Raw genomic sequence first — 21,902 nt, forward strand, 5'->3', positions numbered from 1 at the left:
GCGGTTGCTCTGGGCGTACGTTGACTGGCCCGCGACGGTTACCCGTCCGATCCGCGGTTACCCGCGCGACGCCCGGCGAACACCGCCGACCACCGGGGCGAATCGGACGAACCGCATCGGGTCGGCGCTACCGACCGCCGAAGGGCAGAAACGGTCGGAAGACGACCGGCGCGTCAACGGCCGGACGGCCGGTGGGCGTCACGCCCACCGGCCGTCGGCGAGGCCGTAGCCCCGAGGATCAGAAGACCTCCTCCGGGAGGTCCATGATGTCCAGATCGGTGCCCTCGATGATCCGCCGGTCGGCGCCGATACGCGGCAGCACCTCGCGGGAGAAGAACCGGGCGGCAGCCACCTTGCCGGTGTAGAACGCCTTGTCCGCCGCCGAGACCTCACCGGCCAGCGCCTTGAGCGCCACGTCAGCCTGCTTCTGCAGCAGCCAGCCGACCACCAGGTCACCGATCGCCAGCAGGAAGCGCCGGCTGGCGAGCCCGACCTTGTACAGGGCGCGGGCGTCACCACCCTGCGCCTCGCCCAGCCAGCCGGTGAGCACGCCGAGGATGTTCTGGATCTCGGCGAGCGCCTTGCCGAGCGCCTGGCGCTCCTGCTTGAGCTGGCCGTTGCCACCCTCGGTGGTGATGAACTCCTGGATCTCGGCGGCCACCGCCATCAGGGCCTTGCCGTTGTCCCGGACGATCTTCCGGAAGATCAGGTCGAGGCTCTGGATCGCCGTGGTGCCCTCGTACAGGGTGTCGATCTTCGCGTCCCGGACGTACTGCTCCAGCGGGTAGTCCTGGAGGAAACCGGAGCCACCGAAGGTCTGCAACGACTCGTGCCCGAGCAGTTCGTACGCCCGCTCCGAGCCGACCCCCTTGACCAGCGGAAGCAGCAGGTCGTTGACCCGCTTGGCCAGCTTGGTGGCCTTCTCGTCACCGGCCGCCTCGGCGATGGCGACCTTGTCCTGCCAGGAGGCGGTGTAGCAGACCAGCGCCCGCAGACCTTCGGCGTACGACTTCTGCAGCAGCAGCGAGCGCCGTACGTCGGGGTGGTGGGTGATGGTGACCCGGGGCGCGGTCTTATCCGTCGACTGAAGCAGGTCGGCGCCCTGCACCCGGTTCTTGGCGTACTCCAGGGCGTTCAGGTAGCCGGTGGAGAGGGTGGCGATCGCCTTGGTGCCGACGAGCATCCGGGCGTACTCAATGATCATGAACATCTGCCGGATGCCGTCGTGCTTGTCGCCCATCAGCCAACCCTTGGCCGGCACACCGTGCTCGCCGAAGGTCAACTCACAGGTGTTGGAGACCTTCAGGCCCATCTTGTGCTCGACGTTCGTGGCGTACACGCCGTTGCGCTCGCCCAGCTCGCCGGTCTCGGAGTCGAAGTGGTACTTCGGCACGACGAACAGCGACAGGCCCTTGGTGCCCGGGCCGCCCACGCCCTCCACCCCGACCGGACGGGCCAGTACGTAGTGGACGATGTTGTCGCTCAGGTCGTGCTCACCTGAGGTGATGAAGCGCTTGACGCCCTCGATGTGCCACGAGCCGTCCGGCTGCGGGATGGCGCGGGCCCGGCCGGCGCCCACGTCCGATCCGGCGTCCGGCTCGGTGAGCACCATCGTCGAGCCCCACTGCTTGTCGACGAAGAGCTTCGCCCACTTCTTCTGCCGCTCGGTGCCCTCGACGCGCAGTACGTGCGCGAAGGACGGGCCGGAGGCGTACATCCAGATCGGGGCGTTCGAGCCGAGCACCAACTCGGCGAGCGCCCACCACAGCATCCGGGGGGCGTTGCTGCCGTCCAGGTCCGCAGGGAGGTCCAGGCGCCAGAACTCGGCGTCCATGAACGCCTGGTACGACTTCTTGAACGACTCCGGCAGCGGCGCGGTGTGCGTGGCAGGGTCGAAGACCGGCGGGTTGCGGTCGCTGTCGGTGTAGCTGGCGGCCAGGTCCTCGCGTGCCAGGCGGTCCATCTCGGCGAGGAAGGTCCGCGCCGTGTCGACGTCGAGGTCGGTGTACGGCTCCTGGCCGAACGCCCGGTCCGCCCCGAACACCTCGAACAGGTTGAACTCGAGGTCCCGAAGGTTGCTCTTGTAGTGGGTCATGCCGCTGGCCCCGCTTCCGGACAGGTGTTACCGATCAGTAACCCCGACTGTATTACCCGTGGGTAGACAGCGACAAGTCGCCCGTCGAAGTGACGGCAATTACACACGAGCGAATACGGCCGACGCCGTCAGCTCTCGGCCGCACCGACCTCCCAGCTCGGCACCACCGCCGTCACGCCGCTCGGCGTGCCCGTGTACTCCATCAACACCAGCGCGATGTCGTCGTCGAGCCGACCGTGCACCCACTCCTTCAGCGCGGTCTCCAGGGAGGCCAGGCCGTCGGCGACCGTCCCGTGCCCGAGCAGCCGCCAGGCACGGTCCGCAGTCGGGAAGAACTCGCCGTCCCGGCGCGCCTCGCCGAGGCCGTCGGTGAACAACAGCAGACGATCGCCCGGCTCCAGCCGCTCGACCCGAGGACGGACCACCGGCATGAAGCCCAGCGGCGGCGCGGGGGCGGGCGGTTCCAGCGGGATCACCGCACCACCGCGCAACAGCAGCGGAGCGGGATGCCCGCAGTTCACGATGGTCAGCGTGCCGCCACGCTCCTCCACCAGCGCCGCGGTGACGAAGTCCTCGTCGCCGACGTTGCGGGCCACCGCGCGGTCCAGGTCCGCCACCACGGCCCGCAGGTCGGCCCGCTCGTAGGCCACGTGCCGGTAGGAGCCCAGCACGATGCTGGCCAGCCGGACCGCCTCCAGCCCCTTGCCGCGTACGTCTCCGATGATCATGCGGACGCCGTACGGGGTGTCGATCGCCTCGTACAGATCGCCACCGATCTCCGCTCGCGCGGTCGAGGAGATGTACCGTCCGGCCACCGAAAGGGTGCCCACCCGGGGACCGAGCGGGCGCAGCACCGCCTGCTGGGCGACCGCCGCGAGCTTGGACAGCTCAGCGATCTGCTTGTCCTGCCGCTCCCGCACCGACGCCACCGCGACCGCGATACCGGTGCCCACCACGATGCCCGCCACGGCAACTGCGGCAGAGAACGACAGCGTCCGCTCGGCCAGCGCGAAGCCGGCACCGAGCAGGGACGCCGCGGCGCCGGCGCCGAGCACCACCCGCCAGTACGCCAACGCAGCGGCCAGGAAGGGCACGGCCACCAGCAACGCGATGTAGTTCGCCGCACGGCCGTCCGCCAGCTCCACGGCGGAGACGATCGCGAGCAGAACGAGGGCCGCGCCGAGGCCGGCGCGGGATCCGGGGCTCAGCGGGCTATGGCCCGGCTGGAGGAGTCGTTTACGTACGTCCGACAGCATGCCTGATGGATGTGAACGAAAGCACGAACCTGACCCGTCGTACGAGCGGGATCTGGCCGCCAGGATCGCGGCCCAGAGCCGATCGCCGGCCGGAACCACGTCAGCCGAGCACCTCGTACCGGACCTCGATGTGCCCCAGGTCGAGCGACGCGATCTCGGCGAACGCGGCCCGCGACAGGTCCAGGCAACGACCGTCGATGAACGGACCCCGGTCGTTGATCCGGACGGTGACCGACTTTCCGTTTGCCGGATTGGTCACCCGCACCTTGGAGTTGAAGGGCAACGTCTTGTGCGCGGCCGTCAGTTCCTCCGGGTTGAACGTCTCGCCGTTGGCGGTCATCTGACCCTGCCAGTAGAACGAGGCGCCGCACGATCCGGTCTCCACCACCGGCCGAGCCGTCGTCTTCTTCGCGGTGGGCGTCGGCTTCGTGGTGGGCGTCGCCTTGGGGCTGGGCGTACGCGGCTTGCTGCGCGACGGTGCCTGCGCGGTGCGGCTCGGGGTCGGGCTCGCGGTCGCGCTCGGCAAGACGCTGGCGCTCGGACTGGGCGAGCCGGTTGCCGGGTCAGACTCGGCGAGGGTGGGCGAGAGGTCGATCGCCGCCGGCCGGACCGGCTCCGACCCGGCGGTCAGCCGTACGGCGCCCACAGTACCGCCGACGGCGAGCGCGACGGCCACCACCGCGCTGGCCGCGATACCGGCCGGCGAGGTGATCCTGCGGATACGAGTGTGCCTACCAGTCACCGGCCCGGTCCTTTCCTCAACGGATCAAATCGGGTCGGACCATAACGAGAGAAGCACTTCGGAAGTCAACGTGATCACGGTGATATCACCGGAATTGCGGCGATACCTGAAGCCGATCATCCGACCCGCGATGGGCCGGGCGGCCCGGTGCCGAACGCGGTGCGAGCGCAGGATAGGAAGATGTCCGCTGAGCTGAGCAAACGTCTCGCCGAGCTGTTCCGTTGGGTCGATCCGGGCCCGGACGCGAGCCATCTAGTCAGCGACGTCTCCGGCTGGTGGCGGGACCCGACCGTCCTCGCCGAGCTGGGCCCCGCGCTGGTCGCACCGTTCCGGTCAGCCCGACCCACCGTGGTCGTCGCTCCGGCGGTCACCGGCTTTCTGCTCGGCCCGCTGGCCGCCACCGCGCTCGGCGTGGGCTTCGTGCCGGCACACAAGCCGGGCGACGGACGGCTGCCCGCCGGGCCGCTGACCTGGGCGCAGAGCCCACCCGACTTCCGCGGTCGGCGCGTCGACCTGGCGGTGCAGAACCGGCACCTCGGCGTGGGTGACCGAGTCCTGGTGGTGGACGACTGGGTCGCCACCGCCGCCCAGGTCCAAGCGCTCTACGAAATCTGCACCACCCTGGGCGCCGAACCGCTGGGCACCTCCGCCGTGGTCGCCGACTGCCCTCCCGCCGTCGCCACCGCCCTCCGCATCCACGCCCTCACCACCCTGCCCGAGTGAAAGGAAGGGCACCTTATTAACGCCTCAGGTAGAGGAAGGGCCCCTTGTTAACACCAGCACCCTGCCCGCCCCACTCAGCGGACGAAGCCCTCGACCACGGTGCAGACCCGGCCGAGCGCCTCGGCGGAATGGGCCAGCGGCCCGGGCACCATCAGCGCGTGATCGGCGGCCGGGATCTCCAGCACGTGCGGAGTCAGCCGCCGGGCGGTATCGCCGTCCCAGGACGAGTCCGCCGTACCACCGACCAGGATGAACGGGGCGGTGGCCCGACGCAGCGCGTCGACCAGCTCGCCACGGTGCAGCAGCGGGGTGAGCCAGACGGCGGGCAACCCGCGCGCCGCCGCCAACGGCGCGGCCAGGGTGCCGAGCGACTTACCGACCAGCAGGTCCGTGCGTTCGGTCAGGGACGGGGCCACCTGGTCGCACACCCACCTGCCGATGGTGTCCACGTCGAAGTTCTCCGGCACCTGCCAGGAGATCCCGTGCAGCCCGAAACCGGCCCGCCGCAGTGCCTCACCCAGATAGAGAAAAAGTGGGTACCGGGTGTCGTAACCACGGCCCGGAATGAGCACCGCACGTCGGTCCGCCATGGACATCTCCTTCTTGTCGGGCATCGACCGTACCGCCAGGAAAGCCGCAGCGGCATGGCCGAAGCGCCACCGGCCGCCGACCGGCTGGTCGGCCGGTACCCTCGGCAGAATGTGGCCACGGATCGGCGACCTGCGCGCCCTCGCTCTCGGCACCCCCGGTGAGCTGCGGACCAACCTCAACACCCTGGTGTTGAACGGCGTGAAGGTTGCGACTGCCGGTCTGCTCGACGAGTACGCCGAGGACGGCGAGGAACTTGAGCACGTCGGCGAGCGGCTGGCTCTCGTCGACGACCACGACGTGCTGGTGGGTGTCGTCGAGGTGACCGATGTGCAGGTGTGCCGCTTCGCCGAGGTGCCCTGGGACTTCGCCCGCGCCGAGGGTGAGGGTGACCGCTCGATCGAGGAATGGCGGGCCGGTCACGCCGCCTACTGGGCCCGCATCGGCACCCCGGTCACCGACGACACCCAGATCGTCTGCATCCGCTTCCGCCTGGTCAGCGCCGGTGCGGGTGGCATCGCCACCGGCGACCTCAGCACCTGAGCCCGGCCTGGTCGCAGGCCGGCGCTCTGGCGGGCAACCGGCGAGCGTTCTCAGCCGCGTAGCTGCGGTAGCAGGCGGGTGGCGACGTCCGCCAGGATCGCCTCGTCACCGGCGTACCAACTGCTCTCCCGGGGCCAGTGGGTGATCACGTCGGTGAAACCCAGCTCAGCCGCCCGCCCCACCTGGTCGGCGAAGAACTGAGCGCTGCTCAGCGAGAAGACCGGAGCCGCGTCCAAGGAGAGATAGCGGTCCAGACCGGCCGGGTCACGCCCCTGCGCCTCCAGCACCGCGTTGAACCGGGTCACCGTCTCGGCCACCCCCGCCCACCAGGCGTCGAGGTCGTCGCCGCCGACACCGATGGTCACCCAACCCTGGCCGTACCGGGCGGCGAGCCGCATCGACCGCGGCCCGTTCGCAGCGACCACGAACGGCACCCGAGGCTGCTGCACGCAGCCCGGGTTGTTGCGCGCGTCGACCGCCGCGAACCAGTCGCCGCGCCAGGTCGTACCGTCGTGGCGCAGGATCGCGTCGAGCAGTTCGGTGAACTCGGCGAACCGGTCCACCCGCTGCCGTGGCGGCAGGGTCTCGCCGCCGAGCACCGCAGAGTCGAAGCCGATGCCACCCGCACCGATCCCGAGCAGCACCCGCCCGTCGGAGACGTCGTCGAGCGCCGTCACCTGCCGGGCGAACCCGGCCGGATGCCGGAAGTTGGGCGACGCCACCAGCGTCCCGAGCCGGATCCGGGAGGTCACCGTCGCCGCGGCGGTCAGCGTGGCCATCGAGTCGAACCAGGGCCCGTCCACCAGATCCCGCCAGCCCAGATGGTCGTACGTCCAGGCGTGGTCGAACCCCCACTCGTCGGCCTGCTGCCAGCGGTGCCGAGCCACCGACCAGCGTTGGTCGGGCAGAATCACGATGCCAATCCGCATGATCACCAGGGTACGGCGGACATCGGGCGCGCTGAACCCTCGGCTCAATTCCGTCGGAGCGCGTGATCACTACTTGCGGTCACGTCGCGCCACCCAGAGGCCGGCGACGGCTACCGCGGCGAGCGGCACCAGACAGCACAGGCTGAGGATGAACAGTTGCCACGGCTTGATCGCACCCACGGCCGGCAGCGTATCGACCGTCGGCCACCGACCGCTTCCGGTGACCGACGGAGCCAGCGGCCCAGCATGGCCCTTTCGGGTCAATGCGGACGCTCATGTCGGCATCGGTGTGGCGGACATGGTTGCTGTCCTCGCTGCTGTACCGCTGGCGGCTGCCTGGTCCAGTCGATAAAGCGGCGGTGTAGTGCCCAGGGGCATGTCCTCGGCGGCCTGAACAGCGGGAACACTTTCGCCGCACGTACCGGGAGCGACCGGGGGATAGTCCGGCGCGGTGATGGCCCGTGGATGTCCATCGCATGATCACAGAGGGCCGGGCAGCCTTGAGTGGATGCCGTTTGCGCGCGATGTCCTGAGCATGGTCACCGCACAGCTGACCGTGCGGCGACCCGCCCGATCATCTACAGGCACCGCTTCGCTGACGCGCCGTATCGCCGAAACGGCGGAGTGCACAGCGGTCGGAAACCGCTGTTTCGGCGGAACGGAGTTGATCACCGTCGGCCGCCTGATCGATCCGGGCACGTAGCGGGGCACGGCAGCCCAAGAACCGACCGGATCGATGAAGCCCAGGTCGGGGAACATATCCTGACCTGGGCTTCAGCGTGGAGCGGGTGACGGGAATCGAACCCGCACTGTCAGCTTGGGAACCGTACAAGGGCCTCAGGTGATTACCCCGGTGGGCAGCTTAGCGAGAGATCGAGTGGCCTGGAGTACCACCGCGTAGCCTGTCGTAATGGCCCGCTAATGGCCCGCTCGCTCGATCATCGGTCTGCTCGCTTGGGGACACCGGCTTGCCCCCTGTCTCCCAAGTTTACCCAGTTCAGAAGCCATCGGGGGACACGGGGGACAGGAGGGACAACAGAGACACGGCCGGGCGTGTCCACGAGGATCGTTGCATGACACGACCGTCCATACTGAGAGGTCCATGGAGGCACCCTGTCGAGTCCAGGAGGAGCCTGCCGGTATGGCCGCTCAAGTAAACCCGTACCTGATCAGCTTGATAGCTGTTGGCGGTACGTTGTTCGGCGCGTTAGTTGCTGGTGGATTTCAATACCTCACGACCAGGAGGCAGTTGCGCTGGCAGGCAAGGGAAGCCGAGCTCAAGCGGTTGACCGAGTTAGAGAAATGGGCGCACGCTGCTCTTGAAGATCGGAACAAAGTTCTGTGGTCCGAGCGTAAGGGCGCATATGCGCGGCTAATCGAGGCCGCTGACGAGTGGATGGATGCAAATCGAGACCTCGCCAGTGCGGAATTACCTAAGGTGCAGGTTGGAAGTGCTAGCGAAGCGTCAGCAGCTTCTCCGCACGTTGCAGCATATATGACTGCGAGTCGAAATTTCCGAGCTGGTCTGCGCGACCTTGAGCTATTCGGCCACGAAACTGTAGTCAAGCTAGCCCGCGAACTCAACGTTCGCTTAATCTCTTCCTCTAGAGCTGCACTTGACGGCCGAAATGAGCGAGAGGAATTGGAGAGGTCAAAGGCGCGAATGCTATCGGCAATGAGGTTTCACATGATTGAAGTTCACATGCCGGAGCAGCGCAGCTCTGGTGAATCGACGATGAAAGACGCAGCAAGCGGCGGAAGTGCCTCGGCGGGCGGGCGGTAAGACGTGAAAATTAGCAGGTCAGATCAAATGGGGCTTATAGCGCTATCCAGCGGGAAGTGTTACTACCCTGGCTGCAATGAGCCCATCGTTAGGATGATCGATGGCAATCCCGCCCTCAACGCCAACATTGTCCACATATCGGGGGCGAGTCCCGGGTCTCCGCGATTCGATCCTTCATTACCCCGCAAGGATGTCAACTCATTCTCAAATCTCCTTCTACTATGCCTCGCCCACCACTCCTTAATTGACAACCTTGCTAGCGACCGTTTTCCGGCGGACTTGCTACGCTCTTGGAAGAGGGAGCGCGAAGCGCCTCTTGATTGGGATCCTCCTGAGCAGATCTTGGAGCCTGAGCCGCCGGACGGCTTGCGCGAGGCTGCGCAAAGGCATTTGCAGGACCTACTGTCCGAATCGTACGAAATCGCCGATTGTCGTATCGAATACGCGCTTACGGAGTTCGAGAAGCTTAATGCCGAAGCGGCAGACGCTCTTCGTGCTCTGTTCCGAAGTTTCCCAGATACAAGAGACAAGTAGAGGTGCCGCACTGCCGTAGGCCCCGTCACCGGGACAGCTACCAACTGAGCTGCCCCCGTTGTTTTGGCAGCTCAGCCATTCCCTGGGGACACGGGTGGCAGCGCACCGCGCAGCCGGACAGCCGCGTCGATCCGCCGCGCGGCCTGCTCGGCGGACAGGCGATCAGTGTTGATCTCAATGTCTGCGTCAACCGGCGGGGTCGCGTCCCATGCGGCGAGACGCTCCGCTGTGTCACCGGTTTGCCGCGCCTCGATCCTTTCTGCTGCGATGCTCCGCGACGACCATACATAGACGACGATCCAAGAGCCCGAAGGGAACGCGCCTAGCACGGCGTCGATGCCGCCGGGTTGCCCTAGATGCAGTACGGGAATACTCCGCGAGAGATCATTGGCCAACGCCGCGTAGTCAACTATGTACGTTGATCCATAGCGCTCGTTCTCCCACAGGAGATCGCCATTCGCGCGCAGGCGTTCGACGTCGGCAGCCGTTGCCATCCGATATCCGTCCGTGCGACCACGCCCCACCTTGATTCGACGGAAGGGGGCGTATTCGTTCGCCAGCTTGACCAATTCTTGCGTAACGGTGTCTTTTCCTGCGGCTGGCGGACCGTAAAGGATTACGCCCAGAGTCATGGCTGCTCTCCGCCGAGGACGGTCTTAATCAGCTCTGCGGCTTGACTTTGCAGCGGTTCGCCTGACGTGCAGTTGTTGACGACTATGTGAGGGGCCGAGGGTCGGAAGTCAAGGTTGATGCTGGCGACGTAACCCGGCCAGTCGGCAAGCTTCGCTCCGTCTCTCGCTGCGCCCCGCTGCCTGATATAGCCATTCATCGAGTCAGCATCGCAGTAAACCCACACCAGCGTAGTCACAGCCTTCAGTCCGGCAAACATGGCTTGCGTGCGGGAGATCCAAGATGCGTCGTTGAACTCCCGAATGAACGGGGCGGTCACGATGGCACTATTCCCGCAGCCGACATTCTCTAGCGCGGCAGCCATCAGAGATTCGTATTCCCTAGGCCGGATAAGCGTCAAATACCTCTCGGATTCGCGGTCGTTCGGCGACAGCCCGAGGATTTCTAGCGCGGCCTCGACGACTGGTCGCGTCAGCGTGTCCTTATCGAGCATCGGCCAGCCGGTCTCCTTGGCGAGAATTCTGCCTAGCTCCGTCTTGCCGCTCCCGGCATAACCGCCAACAAAGATTACCTGCGGCTGGGGCAGCCGAATCTCATTACGGCGATTTTGGTCCGGCGCGTGCACTACACGCTTGGACCTTGACTTGCTGACCACTAAGCCTTCATCGGTCAGGACTCGCATTGCCTCGGTAATGGTGAAGACGCTTACATCCCATTGCTTGGCTAGCTCTCGGGTAGATGGCAGCGTTTCCCCGTCTCGGAGTATTCCGGCCCCGATGTCGTTTCGCAGCTTGCGGGCTACTTGCAGATGCAGCGCTTCCGACCTAGACAGCCGGGGTTCAGGGGACGTCATGTCTCGGGACCTCGCATCTCACGGCAGCCAGCGAACCTGAGCAGCCTACCAGCGGCCTACCAGATGGTAGGTCGCTGTCACGCGTTCTACCTGGTCACGGCCGACCTTTGGCCTAACAGTTGACCTGCTGGCATATCAGTTGTTAGGTTGCGTAGGTCACAGCCCAGCAGGGCGGACCGGCCTTCTAGGCCGCGCCAGCTAACAGCAGAGGAAGCCATCGATGCACAGGAAGCGCCTGCCATCCGAACTCCAAGGTCCTACTGTTGCCGACCTTGCCGCGATCGAGCGCGAGATGCCGCTGATCGACGCAGAGATCGACCTCGTTGACGCCGAGATCCGAGTGTTGACCGCCGAGGGCGGCCCGTCGCCGCTGGACTGGCGGCGGCTGCGCCGGGCCGAGGCCCGCGTGACCCGTGTCGCCGCCGAGCTGGCCGCGCGTCTCGCCGCCCGGAAGGCGGTCGCGTGATGACTCAGGACCTCAAGCGCCTAAAGCGCATCGGGTGGGGCGTCCGTTCGGTGTTCGCCCTCGGCATTGCGGCGTCACTGGCGGGCAACGTGCTTCACGCCGCCGACAATGTGATCAGCCAGGCCATCTCCGCGTGGTCGCCGGTGGCGCTGCTGCTGGCAGTCGAGCTGATCTCCCGGATTCCGGCCCGTCGCGGCGCACTGTCCGCCGTCCGTCTCGGCGCTACCGCCGTCATCGCGGGCATCGCGGCGTGGGTGTCGTACTGGCACATGGTGGGCGTGGCCATCCGGTACGGCGAGGCCGATTCCTCGGCCTACCTGCTGCCGTTCAGCGTGGATGGCCTGATCGTGGTCGCGTCGATCAGCCTGGTCGAGATCGGCGGCCGGATTCGCACCCTCACCGAGGCCGCATCGGTCAGCGAGCCTGCCCCGGACCCCGCCGACCTGATCGGGTCAAAGCCGGTCTACACCAACGAGGACGTCTGGGGACCGGAGACGCCTGCCGCACCGGCTCCCACGGTCGAGGTCGCTCCGGCTTCGGCAGTCAAGAAGACGCCGGTCAAGCGGGTCACACCGCGCCCGGTGTCGGCCGAGAAGGTCGCCAAGGTTGCCGCCAAGATGCCCGACGCGCCGGTCTCGCAGATCGCCGCCAAGGCCGGTGTCTCGGTCTCGACCGCGCGGCGTCACCTCGCCGCCCTGCGCGTCACCGATGCGTCACCATCTGCCCCGGTACCTGCGGAAACGCCCACTCTCGCCGCCGCCTAGCTCCGCCCGGTGACGCGGCCACCAGCCGCCAAGCAAGCGCCGCGTCACCGGCCCTCCGATCAGTCACCAGACCTCAGGAGAGACCTCCATCATGACTGCATCCAGCCCGAACCCCGAGAACTTCGACCGGACCGCCGCCGAGGCCGACGTCGCCGACGTGGTCGACCTAGACGCCGCGCGCACCCGCCGGGCCGCCGACGCGGGCACGCACTTCGAGGTGAACCTGGACGAGACCCCGCAGCGCGGCGGGATGCCCGTTGAGCTGCCGCCGGTCGACGCGTCCGGCAAGCGGCCGATCGTGCCGGCCAACTGGTCGACGTGGCCGAACATCCGACACAGCCTCGCGCAGGCCGCCGCGCTGACCGGCTACCGCGCGGGGTTCCACGCCGTCCGCGCACCCTGGTACGCCACCCTCGCCACGTTCTGGGCCAGCGTCGGCGCGTTCCGACTGATCGGCCGCCAGCTCAAGTGGTGGTGGGTGTCGGAGCAGTACGGACTGCGGCAGGCCGCCGCCGACGCTAACGACCCTGCCATGTGGCTCAAGCTGCACCGCGAGGTCAAGGCCACCCGTATGTGGCGCGGCATCGTGCTCGCCGCCGAGGCCGTCGCGGTGTGCGTTGGCGGCCCGGTGCTCTACGCCGTCGCCCCGGTGTGGGCGCTGGTGCTGACCGCCTGCCTGCTGGTCGCGTTCCTGGCACACGTCGGCCGCCCCGAGGATCGGCGCATCATCACCCCGGCCACCGTCTCGGGCCGCTTCCGCCGGGTGAACCCGGACATCATCCTGCGGGCCTACTACGCCGCCGGTCTCGGGCACCCGGACAAGGCACACCAGCAGATCGGGTTTGGCTCGACCATGGCCCGTGACGCCTCGGGCACCGGTTCTCAGGTGTCGATCGACCTGCCGTACGGCAAGACGTTCGACGACGCGGTGAAGGCGCGTGGCGCGATCGCCTCGGGCCTGGACGTGGCGGTCTCGCAGGTGTTCATCACCCGCGATCCCAGCTCGCACCGGCGGCACACGCTGTGGGTCGCCGACCGCGACCCGCTCGCCCAGGGCGCGGGTCGGACGCCGCTGCTGCGGTGCAAGCCCACTGACATCTGGCAGCCCGCCCCGTTCGGGCTGGACGAGCGCGGCAACAAGGTGAGCGTCGACCTGATGTGGAACAGCATCTTGATCGGCGCGCAGCCTCGGCAGGGCAAGACGTTCGCCGCGCGCTCGCTGGCCTTGTACGCCGCGCTGGACCCGTACGTGAAGCTGACGGTGCTGGACGGTGGCGGCAAGCCGGACTGGCGCAAGTTCTCCCTGGTCGCCGATCGGTACGCGTTCGGTCTGGCGATGACCCGCGACGGCGATCCCGCCGAGATCGCGCTCGAAGCGCTGCGCGAAATCAAGGCCGACGTGCAGGACCGCTACGAGCGGCTGTCCAAGCTGCCGGTCGACATCTGCCCCGAGGGCAAGCTGACCCGCGAGATCGCCCGTGACCCGAAGTACCGGATGCCGGTGCGGCTGGTGGTCCTGGACGAGTTCCAGGAGTACTTCGACCTCGGCGACATCAGCAAGGAGATCGCATCACTGCTGGTCTACCTGGTCAAGGTCGCCCCGGCGGCCGGTGTCGGGTTCGTTGACGCCACCCAGCGGCCCTCGGGTGTTGGCGGCGGGCAGGTCGCTACGCAGTTCATCAGCTTCCGCGACAACCACCAGGTGCGGTTCTCCCTGCGTACCGGCTCGTGGAACGTCTCCGACCTGGTCCTTGGGGCCGGGGCGAACTCCGAGGGCTACGACTCGTCGACGCTGCTGCCCAGCTACAAGGGCGTCGGCATCCTGCGCGGCGCGTCCGACGCCACCCCGACTGTGCGTACGTACCTCGCCGACGCCGACGACGCGGAAAAGATCCTGATCGCCGCCCGGAAGCTGCGCGAAGCGGCCGGGACTCTGTCCGGCATGGCGGCAGGAGAGGACGTCGCCCGCGAGATCCGCGACGTGCTCGCCGACGTCCGCAGCGTGATCGAGCGCGGCGAGACCGGCGCGCAGTGGGAAGAGATCGCGGCCCGCCTCGCCGACCGGCTGCCCGAGGCGTACGCGGACGTGACCGCCGAGTCGGTCTCGGCTCAGGTCCGCTCGTTCGGTGTACGCAGCGTAGACGTCAAGCGCTCCGGCAAGGCCCTCAAGGGAGCCAAGGCCGACGACATCGACGCCGCGATCGCCCGCCGCAAGGCCGCGTAGCCGGTCGCGGCCCGTCCGCGACCGGTCGCGTCACCGCGACTCAACCCGCGACCGGCCTGGTCAGCGCAGACATTGACCGGTCGCGGGTTGCGCCGCCAGCCCTTCACGCCCAAAAACCGCCTCAGGAGGCTCACTGTGCCTGCCCTCGCCGCGACCGCGACCCCCGAAACCACCATGATCGGCGTACTGATCCTCGCCGCCATGATCGCCACTCTGTGTTACGCCCTCGGCTGCTGGCTCTGGCCGTTCGGAGCCTGCCGCAAGTGCTCCGGCACCGGCACGCGCCGTAGCCCGTTCGGCCGCGCGTTCGGCCTCTGCCGCCGCTGCCACGGCGACGGACGCCGGCTGCGTGTCGGCCGCCGGATCATCAACAGCCTGCGCGAGTTGCACGGCAAGGGCACGCGCTGATGGCCGCCCGGACCATGGCCCGGTTCAGCCGGACCGCGACGCCGCACACCAACTGGTGCACCCGCGATCACCGCTGCGGGGTCACTCTGCACCAGGCCCCGGACATCATCGCCGATGGGCCGCTCGGCGGCCGGGCCATCATCACCCGCGTCCGCGCTGCCGACGCCGACTACGCCGAGATCCGTATCCGCGTGCCGCTCAGCCCGACCGAGGACACCGCCCGGCGGCAACTCGGTCTCGCGCTGCACCTGTGCCGCGAGCTGCTGGCCGCCGTCGCCGCGATCCGGCCCGCCGCTCTGCGCGGCCGGGCCGCCGACCGGCCTGCGCTCGGCAGGAGGGCCGCCTGATGCCGCGAATCCGGGCCTCCTACTTCGATCCCGAGGGCGACCGGTACGGGATCCCTACGTTCTGGTGGCAGGGCGCGCCGGACGGCTACGCCACCCGGCGGCAGCTCACCGCACGTGGCCTGCGGCCGGGCGGTCAGCCGATCGCCGCGCAGATCCTCTGGCGCGGCGTCGGCGGCACCCGCGTGGCGTACCTCTACCGGCTCGACCTCGCCCGCCCCAAGCGGACCGCCACCCCGGCCCAGCGCCGCGCGATCTCGGCCGCGCTACGCGCCCGCCGCACCTGCCCGACCTGCGGCCAGGTGCGCGGCTACTACATCCCGCACTCGCTCGGCGAGTGCCTGGACTGCCACGACGGGCGGCCGGGCCGATGAACCGCGGGCACTGGATCGGCGCGAGCAAGGCCCTCGGCCGCCTCGTGCCAGCCGACCTGCCGTACCCGCACATCTGCGACCGGACCGTCGCCGCCGAAGACACCATGTCCGGCCTGCCGTTGCAGGTCACCCGGTGGGAGAAGGCCCGCTACTGCACCGCGTGCGCCCACGACAAGCACCTCAAGACCCAGCCATCCACACCCGACACCCGGAGGCCGAACACCATGCCCGACACCGCGACCCTGCGCGAAACGGCTCTCGCCGCCGCCGCGTGCGGCTGGCACGTCTTCCCCCTACGGCCCGACGACAAGCGACCCGCGTTCCCCGACCACGTCGCCGACGCCTGCACCGGCCGAGACCCGCGCTGCCGCAACGGACACACCGGCTGGGAAGCCCGCGCCACCACCGACCCTGACCGGATCCGGCGCGGCTGGTCCGAAACCCCATACGGTGTCGGCATCGCCTGCGGCCCGTCCGGGCTAGTCGTCGTCGACCTGGACGTGCGCAAGCCCGACCAGGTCCCGCCGCCCGGCTGCCCACACCCGACCGCGACGAACGGCGTCGAGGTGTTCGCCGCGCTGTGCAAGGCCGCCGGACATCCGCTGCCCGACGACACCTACGCCGTGACCACGGGCCGAGGCGGCGCACACCTGTACTTCCGGCACCCGGCCGCTGGGCTGGCCCTGCGCAACACGGCCGGAGAGCGCGGCAACGGCCTCGGCTGGCTGGTCGACACCCGCGCCCACGGCGGCTACGTCGTCGCGGCCGGGAGCACCGTCGCGGGCCGCCCGTACGCGGTCGCCCGTGACCTGCCGGTCGCCGACCTGCCAGGCTGGCTCGCCGAACGCCTCGCCCCCGCGCCGCTACCTGCGCAACGGCCGGTTGTCGTCGATCTGCCGACCGGGCGGGCCGGCGCCTACCTGGACGCCGCAATCGGCCGCCAGCTCGACCACCTGCGGCACGCCACCGAGGGCGAGCGCAACCACACCCTCTACGTCTCCGCAGTCGCCCTCGGCCAGCTCGCCGCCGGGGGAGCGCTGCCCGTCGACCAGGCCGCCGCGCTACTCGAAGAGACCGCGCTGTCGATCGGCCTCACCCGGTTCGAGACGCTACGCACGATCCGCTCCGGCCTCGCCGCCGGTGCCCGTCGCCCCCGGACGGTGGCCGCATGAGCCGCGTACCGGCCGAACGGCCCGACCGCCCCAACCTGCACGTCGCCGGGCCAGACGACGCCGCCGAGGTTCTGTCGCCGGAGCAGACGCGGCCCGCCCGGATTCGCACATCCTGGTCGGCCGCCGACATCATGGCGATGGAGTTCGCCCCGCCCAAGTGGGCAGTGCCCGGTGTGCTGTCCGAGGGCGTCAACCTGCTTTGCGGGCCGCCGAAGGTCGGTAAGTCGTGGATGTCGCTCGGCCTCGGTCTCGACGTTGCCCTCGGCGGCAAGGCGTTCGGCGCGATCCCGGTCGAGCGCGGCCCGGTGCTGTACCTCGCCCTGGAAGACACCGCCCGCCGCCTGCAAAACCGGCTCGGCAAGGTCCTCGGCCAGCGCAAGGCCCCGGCTGGACTCACGCTCGCCACCGAGTGCCCGCCGCTGCCGCAGGGTGGCGACCAGGCCATCGCCGCGTGGCTCGACCGCAACCCGGCCGCGCGGATGGTCATCATCGACGTGTTCGCCAAGCTGCGAGGCCACTCAGCCCCCGGCGCGTCTGCCTACGACGCCGACTATGCAGCCGTGGGCCGGGCAAAGAAGGTCGCCGACGACTACGGCGTGGCGTTCGTCCTGGTCCATCACGTACGCAAGGCCGGATCCGACGACTTCCTCACCGAGGTCTCGGGGACCAACGGCCTCGCAGGGGCCGCCGACGCCACCCTCGTGCTCAAGCGGGCGCGTAACCAGGGTGACGGCGTGCTGCACGTGACCGGCCGCGACGTCGACGAGAACGAGTACGCCCTGACGTTCGACCCGGCCGCCGGGGCGTGGCAAATGCTCGATGGCCCGGCCGAAGACCATCAGGTGGGCGAGACGCGCGCGACGATCCTGCGCTTCCTGCGGACCGCACCCGGCAGCACGCCCAAGGTCATCGCCGAGGGGGTCGGCCTCGCCTACGACAACGTCAAGCGGACCTGTCAGCGGATGCTCGCCGACGGGCAACTCGCCGCCGACACCGGCGGCCGGTACCGAGTCCCCGGTGTCCCCGCTGTCCCCGGTGTCCCCCAACCGGCTCTGAGCAGGGAAAACGAGGGGGACACCTCGAAGACAGCCGGACTCCGGCCGTGACCCTGTCGAACGTGCTGAAACAGGGGGTTATATGGCTGTTTCAGCACAGACCCATACGAAGACACCAGGACACCCGAGATCTTGGCTCAGCGTGGCTCTCAGCGGGCCGCCGTACGGCTCTCTGCCAGCGTGGCCCGCCGCCCCTCCCCGAACCGCCCCCGCCGTCAGAGAGGCCGCTACCGGCGCTCTCAACGCCCTACCGCATCACCCCTGATTGGCCGCACTGCCCGGAAAGGACACCCGATGGCTAAGCGGATCATCCAGAACACGCCGGTCCTGGAGTTGCCCGCCGAGTTGCTGACCATCGAAGAAGCCGCAAGCCGCATCGGCATGAGCGTGCGCTACGTACGCCGCGCCGTCGCCGAGCGACAGATCGCGTTCCACCGTCTCGGCCGGTCGATCCGGATCGACCCCGCCGACCTGGCCGCATTCGTCCACGCCGGACGGGTCGAGCCCATGACCGCAGAGACTGTCTGGCGCGGATTGAGGAGTGTCGCCTGATCATGGCCAACCAAGAGGGACACCGCCGATTCGGCAACATCCGTAAGCGCGAGTCCGGCCGTTACCAGGCTCGCTACCCCGGCCCGGACGGACGGATGCGTTCCGCCCCGCAGACGTTCGCCCGCAAGGCTGAGGCCGAAAAGTACCTGTCGCTGATCGAGGCTCAGATGGTGCGGGGCGAGTGGATCGACCCTGAGCGCGGCAAGATCCGGCTACGCGACTACGCCGAGCGGTGGATCACCGAACGGCCGAACCTGCGGCCCCGGACCGTGCACCTGTACCGCTGGACGCTCGGCAGGCACATCACGCCGCACCTCGGCGACATGCCGCTCAACCGGATCGACACGCCCATGGTCCGCGAGTGGCGGGCACGGCTGCTGGCCGAGGGCGTATCGGTGACCATGGCTGCCAAGGCGTACCGGCTGCTGCGCGCGGTCCTGATGACCGCCGTCAAGGAGGACGAACTGATCAGGGTCAACCCGTGCCGCGTCGTCGGTGCCGACCAGGAGAAGCCCGCAGAGCGGCCGGTTCTCACCGTTCCGCAGATCTTCGCGCTGGCCGAGCGGATGCCGGAGCGCTTCCGGGCGCTAATCCTGGTCACCACGTTCGGGTGCCTGCGGTGGGGCGAGGCGATCGCCCTGCAACGCTGCGACGTCGACCTAGCGGCTGGCACGGTGCGGGTGCGACAGGCGTTCGTGGAGCACCGAGGTAACGGCCTGATCCTCGGCCCGCCGAAGTCGCGGGCGGGCGTGCGGACCGTCGCCCTACCCAAGGCGGCCCTGCCTGTGCTGAAACAGCACATGAGCAGCCACGTCGGCGAGGCACCCGAGGCGTTTGTGTTCACTGGCGAGAGCGGCCGGAACCTCTGGCGCGGCAACTTCAACAAGCTGGTCAAGTGGCCCGAGGTGGTCGCTTCCGTGGGAGTGCCCGGCCTGCACTTTCACGACCTGCGGCACACCGGCAACACGCTCGCGTCGCGGGCACCAGGGGCAAGCCTGCGGGACATCATGGCGCGGATGGGGCACGACAGTCCGCGCGCCGCGCTGATCTACCAACATGCCAACAGGGAGGCCGACCAGGGCATCGCCGACGCGATCGACAAGGCGGTCAAGGCGGCCCGGCGCAAGCCGAGCAAGCGCAAGGTCAAGCGGGTTGCCGAGGGCGACGGACCGGCCGCCGAGGCGAGCTAATGGCCCGCTAATGGCCCATCCCTGTTTCAGCATGACCTAGAACCACGGAAGCCCTGGCGGGACATCGGTCCTGACCAGGGCTTCCGTACGTGGAGCGGGTGACGGGAATCGAACCCGCACTGTCAGCTTGGGAAGCTGATGTTCTGCCATTGAACTACACCCGCAAGCGGGACCACTGTACCTGAGTCACTGCCCCCGTGCACCCAGGCACCCCGCCCGCCACCCAACCGCCGGCCAACCCAGGGAGCGACCCACCGACCGGCAAGAAGTTTCAGGCCAGCAACATATGCCCATTCTCAAATCTATCGATGGGTTGTAACGTCTGCCCCACGTTTTCCGCACGGCGCGACACAACCCCCCGGTCGCGTCGACAGAAAGAGGTGGGCTTATGGGACTCCGTCCCGTCCTGCTGAACCGGCGCCTCGCCGGCATCGCATCGACGTCACTGGTCATGGCGCTCGGCCTGGTAACGGTGGGCGCGCTGCCGGCCGCCACCATCTCCGCCAGCCCGGCGATGGCCGCCGGGCACGCGCACGCCGACGAGGAGTGTGCGGACCCGACCGGCAGCGCGGCCCGGGTCCGTGGTGGCGGTGTCCTCGCGCACGACCCGAACGAGCTGACCAAGAGCCAGGTCATCCAGCGGGAGGCCGAGTTCGCCGACCTGCTCCAGGAGCGGGCCAAGCGGGTCGGTCAGCGTTCGCTCGGCACCCAGGCCGCCGCCGCGTCGGTCACCATCCCGGTCGTGGTGCACGTGATCCGGCGGGACACCACCCGGGCCGGCGGGAACATCCCCGACTCGATGATCCAGTCGCAGATCAACGTGCTCAACCAGGCGTTCAGCGGTGCGTCGGGCGGAGCGGCGACCGCCTTCGCCTTCCAGTTGCAGAGCATCAACCGGGTCACCAACACCTCGTGGTACCCGATCCGGCAGGGCACCACCGCCGAGCGGCAGATGAAGACCCAGTTGCGGGTCGGCGGCAAGAACACGCTGAACATCTACCTTGGTGCGCTGAGCAACAACCTGCTCGGCTGGGCCACCTTCCCGCAGCGCACGCTGAACAGCATGGACGGCGTCGTGGTGCTGAGCGAGTCGCTGCCCGGCGGCACGGCCACCAACTACAACCAGGGCGACACCGGCACCCACGAGGTCGGTCACTGGCTGAACCTGTACCACACCTTCCAGGGCGGCTGCTCCGGCTCGGGTGACCAGGTTTCGGACACCCCGGCGGAGGCTTCGCCGGCGAGCGGCTGCCCGACCGGTCGGGACACCTGCTCCGCCCCGGGTCTCGACCCGATCACCAACTTCATGGACTACTCGTACGACTCCTGCATGTACCAGTTCACTCCGGGCCAGGCCAGCCGCATGATCAGCGCCTGGAACACCTACCGAGCCGCCTGACGCGAGCCCTTCGGCACGTACCGCTCCGGTGCCGGTCCCGTTCGACGGGGCCGGCACCGGCTGGCGTCAGGCCGCGCAGCGGGCGCGCCGGGCGGAGTGGGCGGTCAACGACGTGGGGCGCTGCGTCTGCGGGGTGGTGGCCGCCGGATCGAGCCAGACCTGGACGGCCGACTCCCCACCGTGCTCGCCCGGCACGTCGGAGTTGGCGTGCCCGCGGCGGCTGAGCATCGCCACCTCGATCGTGAACTCGAACAACCGCCAGTCGACGTGCGGCGCGGCGCGGGCGGCAAGCGCCAGGCGTGCCACGGTGGCGTCGTCGGTGACCGGCCAGGCCCGACCGGCGACGTAGGCCTCGTCGTCGCGCTCCTCGGGCGGGAAGGAGTGCAGTGCGTAGCGCCCGTCGCGTTCCAGGTCGCGCCGCTTCGGTGAGTCGATCAAGAAGCAGTAGAGACCGTCGTCGGTGATCACCGGGGAGACCGGGTGCACCCGGGGCCCGCCGTCGGCGCGGACCGTGGCCAGGTAGCCGAAGCCCGGGCCGTACTGCTGCATGAGAAGGCGGATCGCGTCGGCGAGTCGAGGCTCGTCAGCGGCGAAATCGGACCAGGAAGCCATGCCGACATCTTATCGAACATACGTTCTAGCCAGGTAGCGCGACACGCAGGTCAGCCATATCGGTATGGTGTGGCGATGCTGCTCTCCGACCGCGACCTGGTCTCCGAGATCAAGGCGGGCACCCTCGCGCTGGAGCCCTTCGAGCCCACGCTGGTGCAGCCGTCCAGCATCGACGTACGCCTGGACAAGTTGTTCCGGGTCTTCAACAACCACCTCTACACGCACATCGACCCGTCGACCCGGCAGGACGACCTGACCTCCCCGGTGGAGGTGCCCGACGGCGAGCCCTTCGTGCTGCACCCGGGTGAGTTCGTGCTCGCCTCCACACTGGAGGTCATCTCCCTCGGCGACCAGCTGGCCGGTCGACTCGAAGGCAAGTCGAGCCTGGGTCGACTCGGCCTGCTCACCCACTCCACCGCCGGCTTCATCGACCCCGGCTTCTCCGGGCACGTCACGCTGGAGCTGTCCAACGTGGCGAATCTGCCGATCACCCTCTGGCCCGGCATGAAGATCGGTCAGCTCTGCATCTTCCGGCTCTCCTCGCCCGCCGAGCACCCGTACGGATCGGCCGTCTACGGCTCCCGCTACCAGGGCCAGCGCGGCCCGACGCCGAGCCGGGCCTGGCAGAACTGGCGCACCTGGCCGACTCGCTGACCGCAGCTCAGC

General features: G+C 68.7%; 24 protein-coding genes and 1 tRNA gene. 16 read left to right on the forward strand and 9 right to left on the reverse strand.

What is annotated here, in order from left to right; translation table 11 throughout:
- Positions 1 to 238: 238 nt before the first annotated feature.
- The 3 genes from AB0M35_RS07030 to AB0M35_RS07040 form a co-directional block, all read right to left on the reverse strand.
- Positions 239 to 2,095, reverse strand: a complete 1,857-nt coding sequence (locus tag AB0M35_RS07030; protein ID WP_363742531.1) for an acyl-CoA dehydrogenase — start codon at positions 2,093 to 2,095, stop codon at positions 239 to 241.
- A gap of 128 nt (positions 2,096 to 2,223) precedes the next feature.
- Entirely contained in the window at positions 2,224 to 3,351 is a 1,128-nt protein-coding gene (locus AB0M35_RS07035; protein WP_363742533.1) for a PP2C family protein-serine/threonine phosphatase, read from the reverse strand.
- Between the two features lie 100 nt (positions 3,352 to 3,451).
- Positions 3,452 to 4,093 carry a septal ring lytic transglycosylase RlpA family protein gene (locus AB0M35_RS07040; protein WP_363742535.1) on the reverse strand — a complete coding sequence of 214 codons (642 nt, stop codon included), beginning with the start codon at positions 4,091 to 4,093 and terminating at the stop codon, positions 3,452 to 3,454.
- A 180-nt stretch (positions 4,094 to 4,273) separates the two neighbouring features.
- Here AB0M35_RS07040 and AB0M35_RS07045 point away from each other — a divergent pair, with 180 nt between their 5' ends.
- Positions 4,274 to 4,816, forward strand: coding sequence for a phosphoribosyltransferase (locus tag AB0M35_RS07045; RefSeq protein ID WP_363742538.1), 543 nt, complete (start codon positions 4,274 to 4,276; stop codon positions 4,814 to 4,816).
- Positions 4,817 to 4,890: 74 nt separating this feature from the next.
- Here the strand turns inward: AB0M35_RS07045 and AB0M35_RS07050 are convergent, their stop codons facing one another.
- Entirely contained in the window at positions 4,891 to 5,406 is a 516-nt protein-coding gene (locus AB0M35_RS07050) for an alpha/beta hydrolase (RefSeq protein ID WP_363742540.1), read from the reverse strand.
- Between the two features lie 109 nt (positions 5,407 to 5,515).
- On the opposite strand from AB0M35_RS07050, the gene AB0M35_RS07055 reads away from it, so the two are divergent.
- A complete protein-coding gene (locus AB0M35_RS07055) occupies positions 5,516 to 5,947 on the forward strand; it encodes an ASCH domain-containing protein (RefSeq protein WP_363742543.1) in 432 nt (143 codons plus the stop codon).
- A 50-nt stretch (positions 5,948 to 5,997) separates the two neighbouring features.
- Here the strand turns inward: AB0M35_RS07055 and AB0M35_RS07060 are convergent, their stop codons facing one another.
- Complete coding sequence (locus tag AB0M35_RS07060; protein WP_363742545.1) at positions 5,998 to 6,882, reverse strand: LLM class flavin-dependent oxidoreductase; 885 nt, start codon at positions 6,880 to 6,882, stop codon at positions 5,998 to 6,000.
- A 502-nt stretch (positions 6,883 to 7,384) separates the two neighbouring features.
- Here AB0M35_RS07060 and AB0M35_RS07065 point away from each other — a divergent pair.
- Positions 7,385 to 7,579 carry a hypothetical protein gene (locus tag AB0M35_RS07065; RefSeq protein WP_363742547.1) on the forward strand — a complete coding sequence of 65 codons (195 nt, stop codon included), beginning with the start codon at positions 7,385 to 7,387 and terminating at the stop codon, positions 7,577 to 7,579.
- A gap of 438 nt (positions 7,580 to 8,017) precedes the next feature.
- A complete protein-coding gene (locus tag AB0M35_RS07070) occupies positions 8,018 to 8,659 on the forward strand; it encodes a hypothetical protein (RefSeq protein ID WP_363742549.1) in 642 nt (213 codons plus the stop codon).
- A 605-nt stretch (positions 8,660 to 9,264) separates the two neighbouring features.
- Here AB0M35_RS07070 and AB0M35_RS07075 read toward each other — a convergent pair.
- Positions 9,265 to 9,825 (reverse strand): kinase, encoded by a 561-nt coding sequence (locus AB0M35_RS07075; protein WP_363742551.1) that lies wholly within the window; start codon positions 9,823 to 9,825, stop codon positions 9,265 to 9,267.
- Positions 9,822 to 10,676, reverse strand: a complete 855-nt coding sequence (locus AB0M35_RS07080; RefSeq protein ID WP_363742553.1) for a GntR family transcriptional regulator — start codon at positions 10,674 to 10,676, stop codon at positions 9,822 to 9,824. The genes AB0M35_RS07075 and AB0M35_RS07080 overlap by 4 nt, the downstream gene beginning before the upstream one ends.
- A 220-nt stretch (positions 10,677 to 10,896) precedes the next feature.
- Here AB0M35_RS07080 and AB0M35_RS07085 point away from each other — a divergent pair, with 220 nt between their 5' ends.
- From AB0M35_RS07085 to AB0M35_RS07130, 10 genes are all read left to right on the forward strand, one after another.
- Positions 10,897 to 11,142 (forward strand): DUF6284 family protein, encoded by a 246-nt coding sequence (locus AB0M35_RS07085; RefSeq protein WP_363742554.1) that lies wholly within the window; start codon positions 10,897 to 10,899, stop codon positions 11,140 to 11,142.
- The gene (locus AB0M35_RS07090) at positions 11,142 to 11,906 is read left to right on the forward strand and encodes a DUF2637 domain-containing protein (protein ID WP_363743020.1); all 765 of its coding nucleotides are present in this window, start codon (positions 11,142 to 11,144) and stop codon (positions 11,904 to 11,906) included. Before AB0M35_RS07085 ends, AB0M35_RS07090 begins: the two co-directional genes overlap by 1 nt.
- Before the next feature lie 91 nt (positions 11,907 to 11,997).
- A complete protein-coding gene (locus AB0M35_RS07095) occupies positions 11,998 to 14,130 on the forward strand; it encodes a cell division protein FtsK (protein ID WP_363742556.1) in 2,133 nt (710 codons plus the stop codon).
- A gap of 135 nt (positions 14,131 to 14,265) precedes the next feature.
- Positions 14,266 to 14,538 (forward strand): hypothetical protein, encoded by a 273-nt coding sequence (locus AB0M35_RS07100; protein ID WP_363742558.1) that lies wholly within the window; start codon positions 14,266 to 14,268, stop codon positions 14,536 to 14,538.
- Positions 14,538 to 14,885, forward strand: coding sequence for a hypothetical protein (locus AB0M35_RS07105; RefSeq protein ID WP_363742560.1), 348 nt, complete (start codon positions 14,538 to 14,540; stop codon positions 14,883 to 14,885). Before AB0M35_RS07100 ends, AB0M35_RS07105 begins: the two co-directional genes overlap by 1 nt.
- Positions 14,885 to 15,256 carry an RRQRL motif-containing zinc-binding protein gene (locus tag AB0M35_RS07110; protein ID WP_363742562.1) on the forward strand — a complete coding sequence of 124 codons (372 nt, stop codon included), beginning with the start codon at positions 14,885 to 14,887 and terminating at the stop codon, positions 15,254 to 15,256. Before AB0M35_RS07105 ends, AB0M35_RS07110 begins: the two co-directional genes overlap by 1 nt.
- A complete protein-coding gene (locus AB0M35_RS07115; protein WP_363742565.1) occupies positions 15,253 to 16,428 on the forward strand; it encodes a bifunctional DNA primase/polymerase in 1,176 nt (391 codons plus the stop codon). The genes AB0M35_RS07110 and AB0M35_RS07115 overlap by 4 nt, the downstream gene beginning before the upstream one ends.
- Positions 16,425 to 17,534 (forward strand): AAA family ATPase, encoded by a 1,110-nt coding sequence (locus AB0M35_RS07120; RefSeq protein WP_363742567.1) that lies wholly within the window; start codon positions 16,425 to 16,427, stop codon positions 17,532 to 17,534. Before AB0M35_RS07115 ends, AB0M35_RS07120 begins: the two co-directional genes overlap by 4 nt.
- 243 nt (positions 17,535 to 17,777) lie before the next feature.
- Entirely contained in the window at positions 17,778 to 18,035 is a 258-nt protein-coding gene (locus tag AB0M35_RS07125) for an excisionase family DNA-binding protein (RefSeq protein WP_363742569.1), read from the forward strand.
- A 2-nt stretch (positions 18,036 to 18,037) separates the two neighbouring features.
- Positions 18,038 to 19,225 carry a tyrosine-type recombinase/integrase gene (locus AB0M35_RS07130; protein WP_363742571.1) on the forward strand — a complete coding sequence of 396 codons (1,188 nt, stop codon included), beginning with the start codon at positions 18,038 to 18,040 and terminating at the stop codon, positions 19,223 to 19,225.
- A 90-nt stretch (positions 19,226 to 19,315) separates the two neighbouring features.
- Here the strand turns inward: AB0M35_RS07130 and AB0M35_RS07135 are convergent.
- Positions 19,316 to 19,389, reverse strand: a tRNA-Gly gene (locus tag AB0M35_RS07135).
- A 224-nt stretch (positions 19,390 to 19,613) separates the two neighbouring features.
- Between AB0M35_RS07135 and AB0M35_RS07140 the strand changes: the two genes are divergently transcribed.
- On the forward strand, positions 19,614 to 20,624 hold the full coding sequence (locus AB0M35_RS07140; protein ID WP_363742573.1) for a zinc metalloprotease: 1,011 nt from the start codon (positions 19,614 to 19,616) through the stop codon (positions 20,622 to 20,624).
- A 66-nt stretch (positions 20,625 to 20,690) separates the two neighbouring features.
- Here the strand turns inward: AB0M35_RS07140 and AB0M35_RS07145 are convergent, their stop codons facing one another.
- A complete protein-coding gene (locus AB0M35_RS07145) occupies positions 20,691 to 21,236 on the reverse strand; it encodes a pyridoxamine 5'-phosphate oxidase family protein (RefSeq protein WP_363742575.1) in 546 nt (181 codons plus the stop codon).
- Between the two features lie 75 nt (positions 21,237 to 21,311).
- Between AB0M35_RS07145 and dcd the strand changes: the two genes are divergently transcribed.
- On the forward strand, positions 21,312 to 21,890 hold the full coding sequence (gene dcd, locus AB0M35_RS07150) for a dCTP deaminase (protein WP_363742577.1): 579 nt from the start codon (positions 21,312 to 21,314) through the stop codon (positions 21,888 to 21,890).
- Positions 21,891 to 21,902 lie beyond the last annotated feature (12 nt).

Source organism: Micromonospora sp. NPDC051196, assembly GCF_040682415.1.
Classification (GTDB): domain Bacteria; phylum Actinomycetota; class Actinomycetes; order Mycobacteriales; family Micromonosporaceae; genus Micromonospora.

Excerpts from the sequence above, each read along its gene's own strand:
- AB0M35_RS07030 (WP_363742531.1), bottom strand. The coding sequence starts at position 2,095 with ATGACCCACTACAAGAGCAACCTTCGGGACCTCGAGTTCAACCTGTTC.
- AB0M35_RS07035 (WP_363742533.1), bottom strand. The coding sequence starts at position 3,351 with ATGCTGTCGGACGTACGTAAACGACTCCTCCAGCCGGGCCATAGCCCG.
- AB0M35_RS07045 (WP_363742538.1), top strand. The coding sequence starts at position 4,274 with ATGTCCGCTGAGCTGAGCAAACGTCTCGCCGAGCTGTTCCGTTGGGTC.
- AB0M35_RS07050 (WP_363742540.1), bottom strand. The coding sequence starts at position 5,406 with ATGGCGGACCGACGTGCGGTGCTCATTCCGGGCCGTGGTTACGACACC.
- AB0M35_RS07055 (WP_363742543.1), top strand. The coding sequence starts at position 5,516 with ATGTGGCCACGGATCGGCGACCTGCGCGCCCTCGCTCTCGGCACCCCC.
- AB0M35_RS07065 (WP_363742547.1), top strand. The coding sequence starts at position 7,385 with ATGCCGTTTGCGCGCGATGTCCTGAGCATGGTCACCGCACAGCTGACC.
- AB0M35_RS07070 (WP_363742549.1), top strand. The coding sequence starts at position 8,018 with ATGGCCGCTCAAGTAAACCCGTACCTGATCAGCTTGATAGCTGTTGGC.
- AB0M35_RS07075 (WP_363742551.1), bottom strand. The coding sequence starts at position 9,825 with ATGACTCTGGGCGTAATCCTTTACGGTCCGCCAGCCGCAGGAAAAGAC.
- AB0M35_RS07080 (WP_363742553.1), bottom strand. The coding sequence starts at position 10,676 with ATGACGTCCCCTGAACCCCGGCTGTCTAGGTCGGAAGCGCTGCATCTG.
- AB0M35_RS07085 (WP_363742554.1), top strand. The coding sequence starts at position 10,897 with ATGCACAGGAAGCGCCTGCCATCCGAACTCCAAGGTCCTACTGTTGCC.
- AB0M35_RS07090 (WP_363743020.1), top strand. The coding sequence starts at position 11,142 with ATGACTCAGGACCTCAAGCGCCTAAAGCGCATCGGGTGGGGCGTCCGT.
- AB0M35_RS07095 (WP_363742556.1), top strand. The coding sequence starts at position 11,998 with ATGACTGCATCCAGCCCGAACCCCGAGAACTTCGACCGGACCGCCGCC.
- AB0M35_RS07105 (WP_363742560.1), top strand. The coding sequence starts at position 14,538 with ATGGCCGCCCGGACCATGGCCCGGTTCAGCCGGACCGCGACGCCGCAC.
- AB0M35_RS07110 (WP_363742562.1), top strand. The coding sequence starts at position 14,885 with ATGCCGCGAATCCGGGCCTCCTACTTCGATCCCGAGGGCGACCGGTAC.
- AB0M35_RS07115 (WP_363742565.1), top strand. The coding sequence starts at position 15,253 with ATGAACCGCGGGCACTGGATCGGCGCGAGCAAGGCCCTCGGCCGCCTC.
- AB0M35_RS07120 (WP_363742567.1), top strand. The coding sequence starts at position 16,425 with ATGAGCCGCGTACCGGCCGAACGGCCCGACCGCCCCAACCTGCACGTC.
- AB0M35_RS07125 (WP_363742569.1), top strand. The coding sequence starts at position 17,778 with ATGGCTAAGCGGATCATCCAGAACACGCCGGTCCTGGAGTTGCCCGCC.
- AB0M35_RS07130 (WP_363742571.1), top strand. The coding sequence starts at position 18,038 with ATGGCCAACCAAGAGGGACACCGCCGATTCGGCAACATCCGTAAGCGC.
- AB0M35_RS07140 (WP_363742573.1), top strand. The coding sequence starts at position 19,614 with ATGGGACTCCGTCCCGTCCTGCTGAACCGGCGCCTCGCCGGCATCGCA.
- AB0M35_RS07145 (WP_363742575.1), bottom strand. The coding sequence starts at position 21,236 with ATGGCTTCCTGGTCCGATTTCGCCGCTGACGAGCCTCGACTCGCCGAC.
- dcd (WP_363742577.1), top strand. The coding sequence starts at position 21,312 with ATGCTGCTCTCCGACCGCGACCTGGTCTCCGAGATCAAGGCGGGCACC.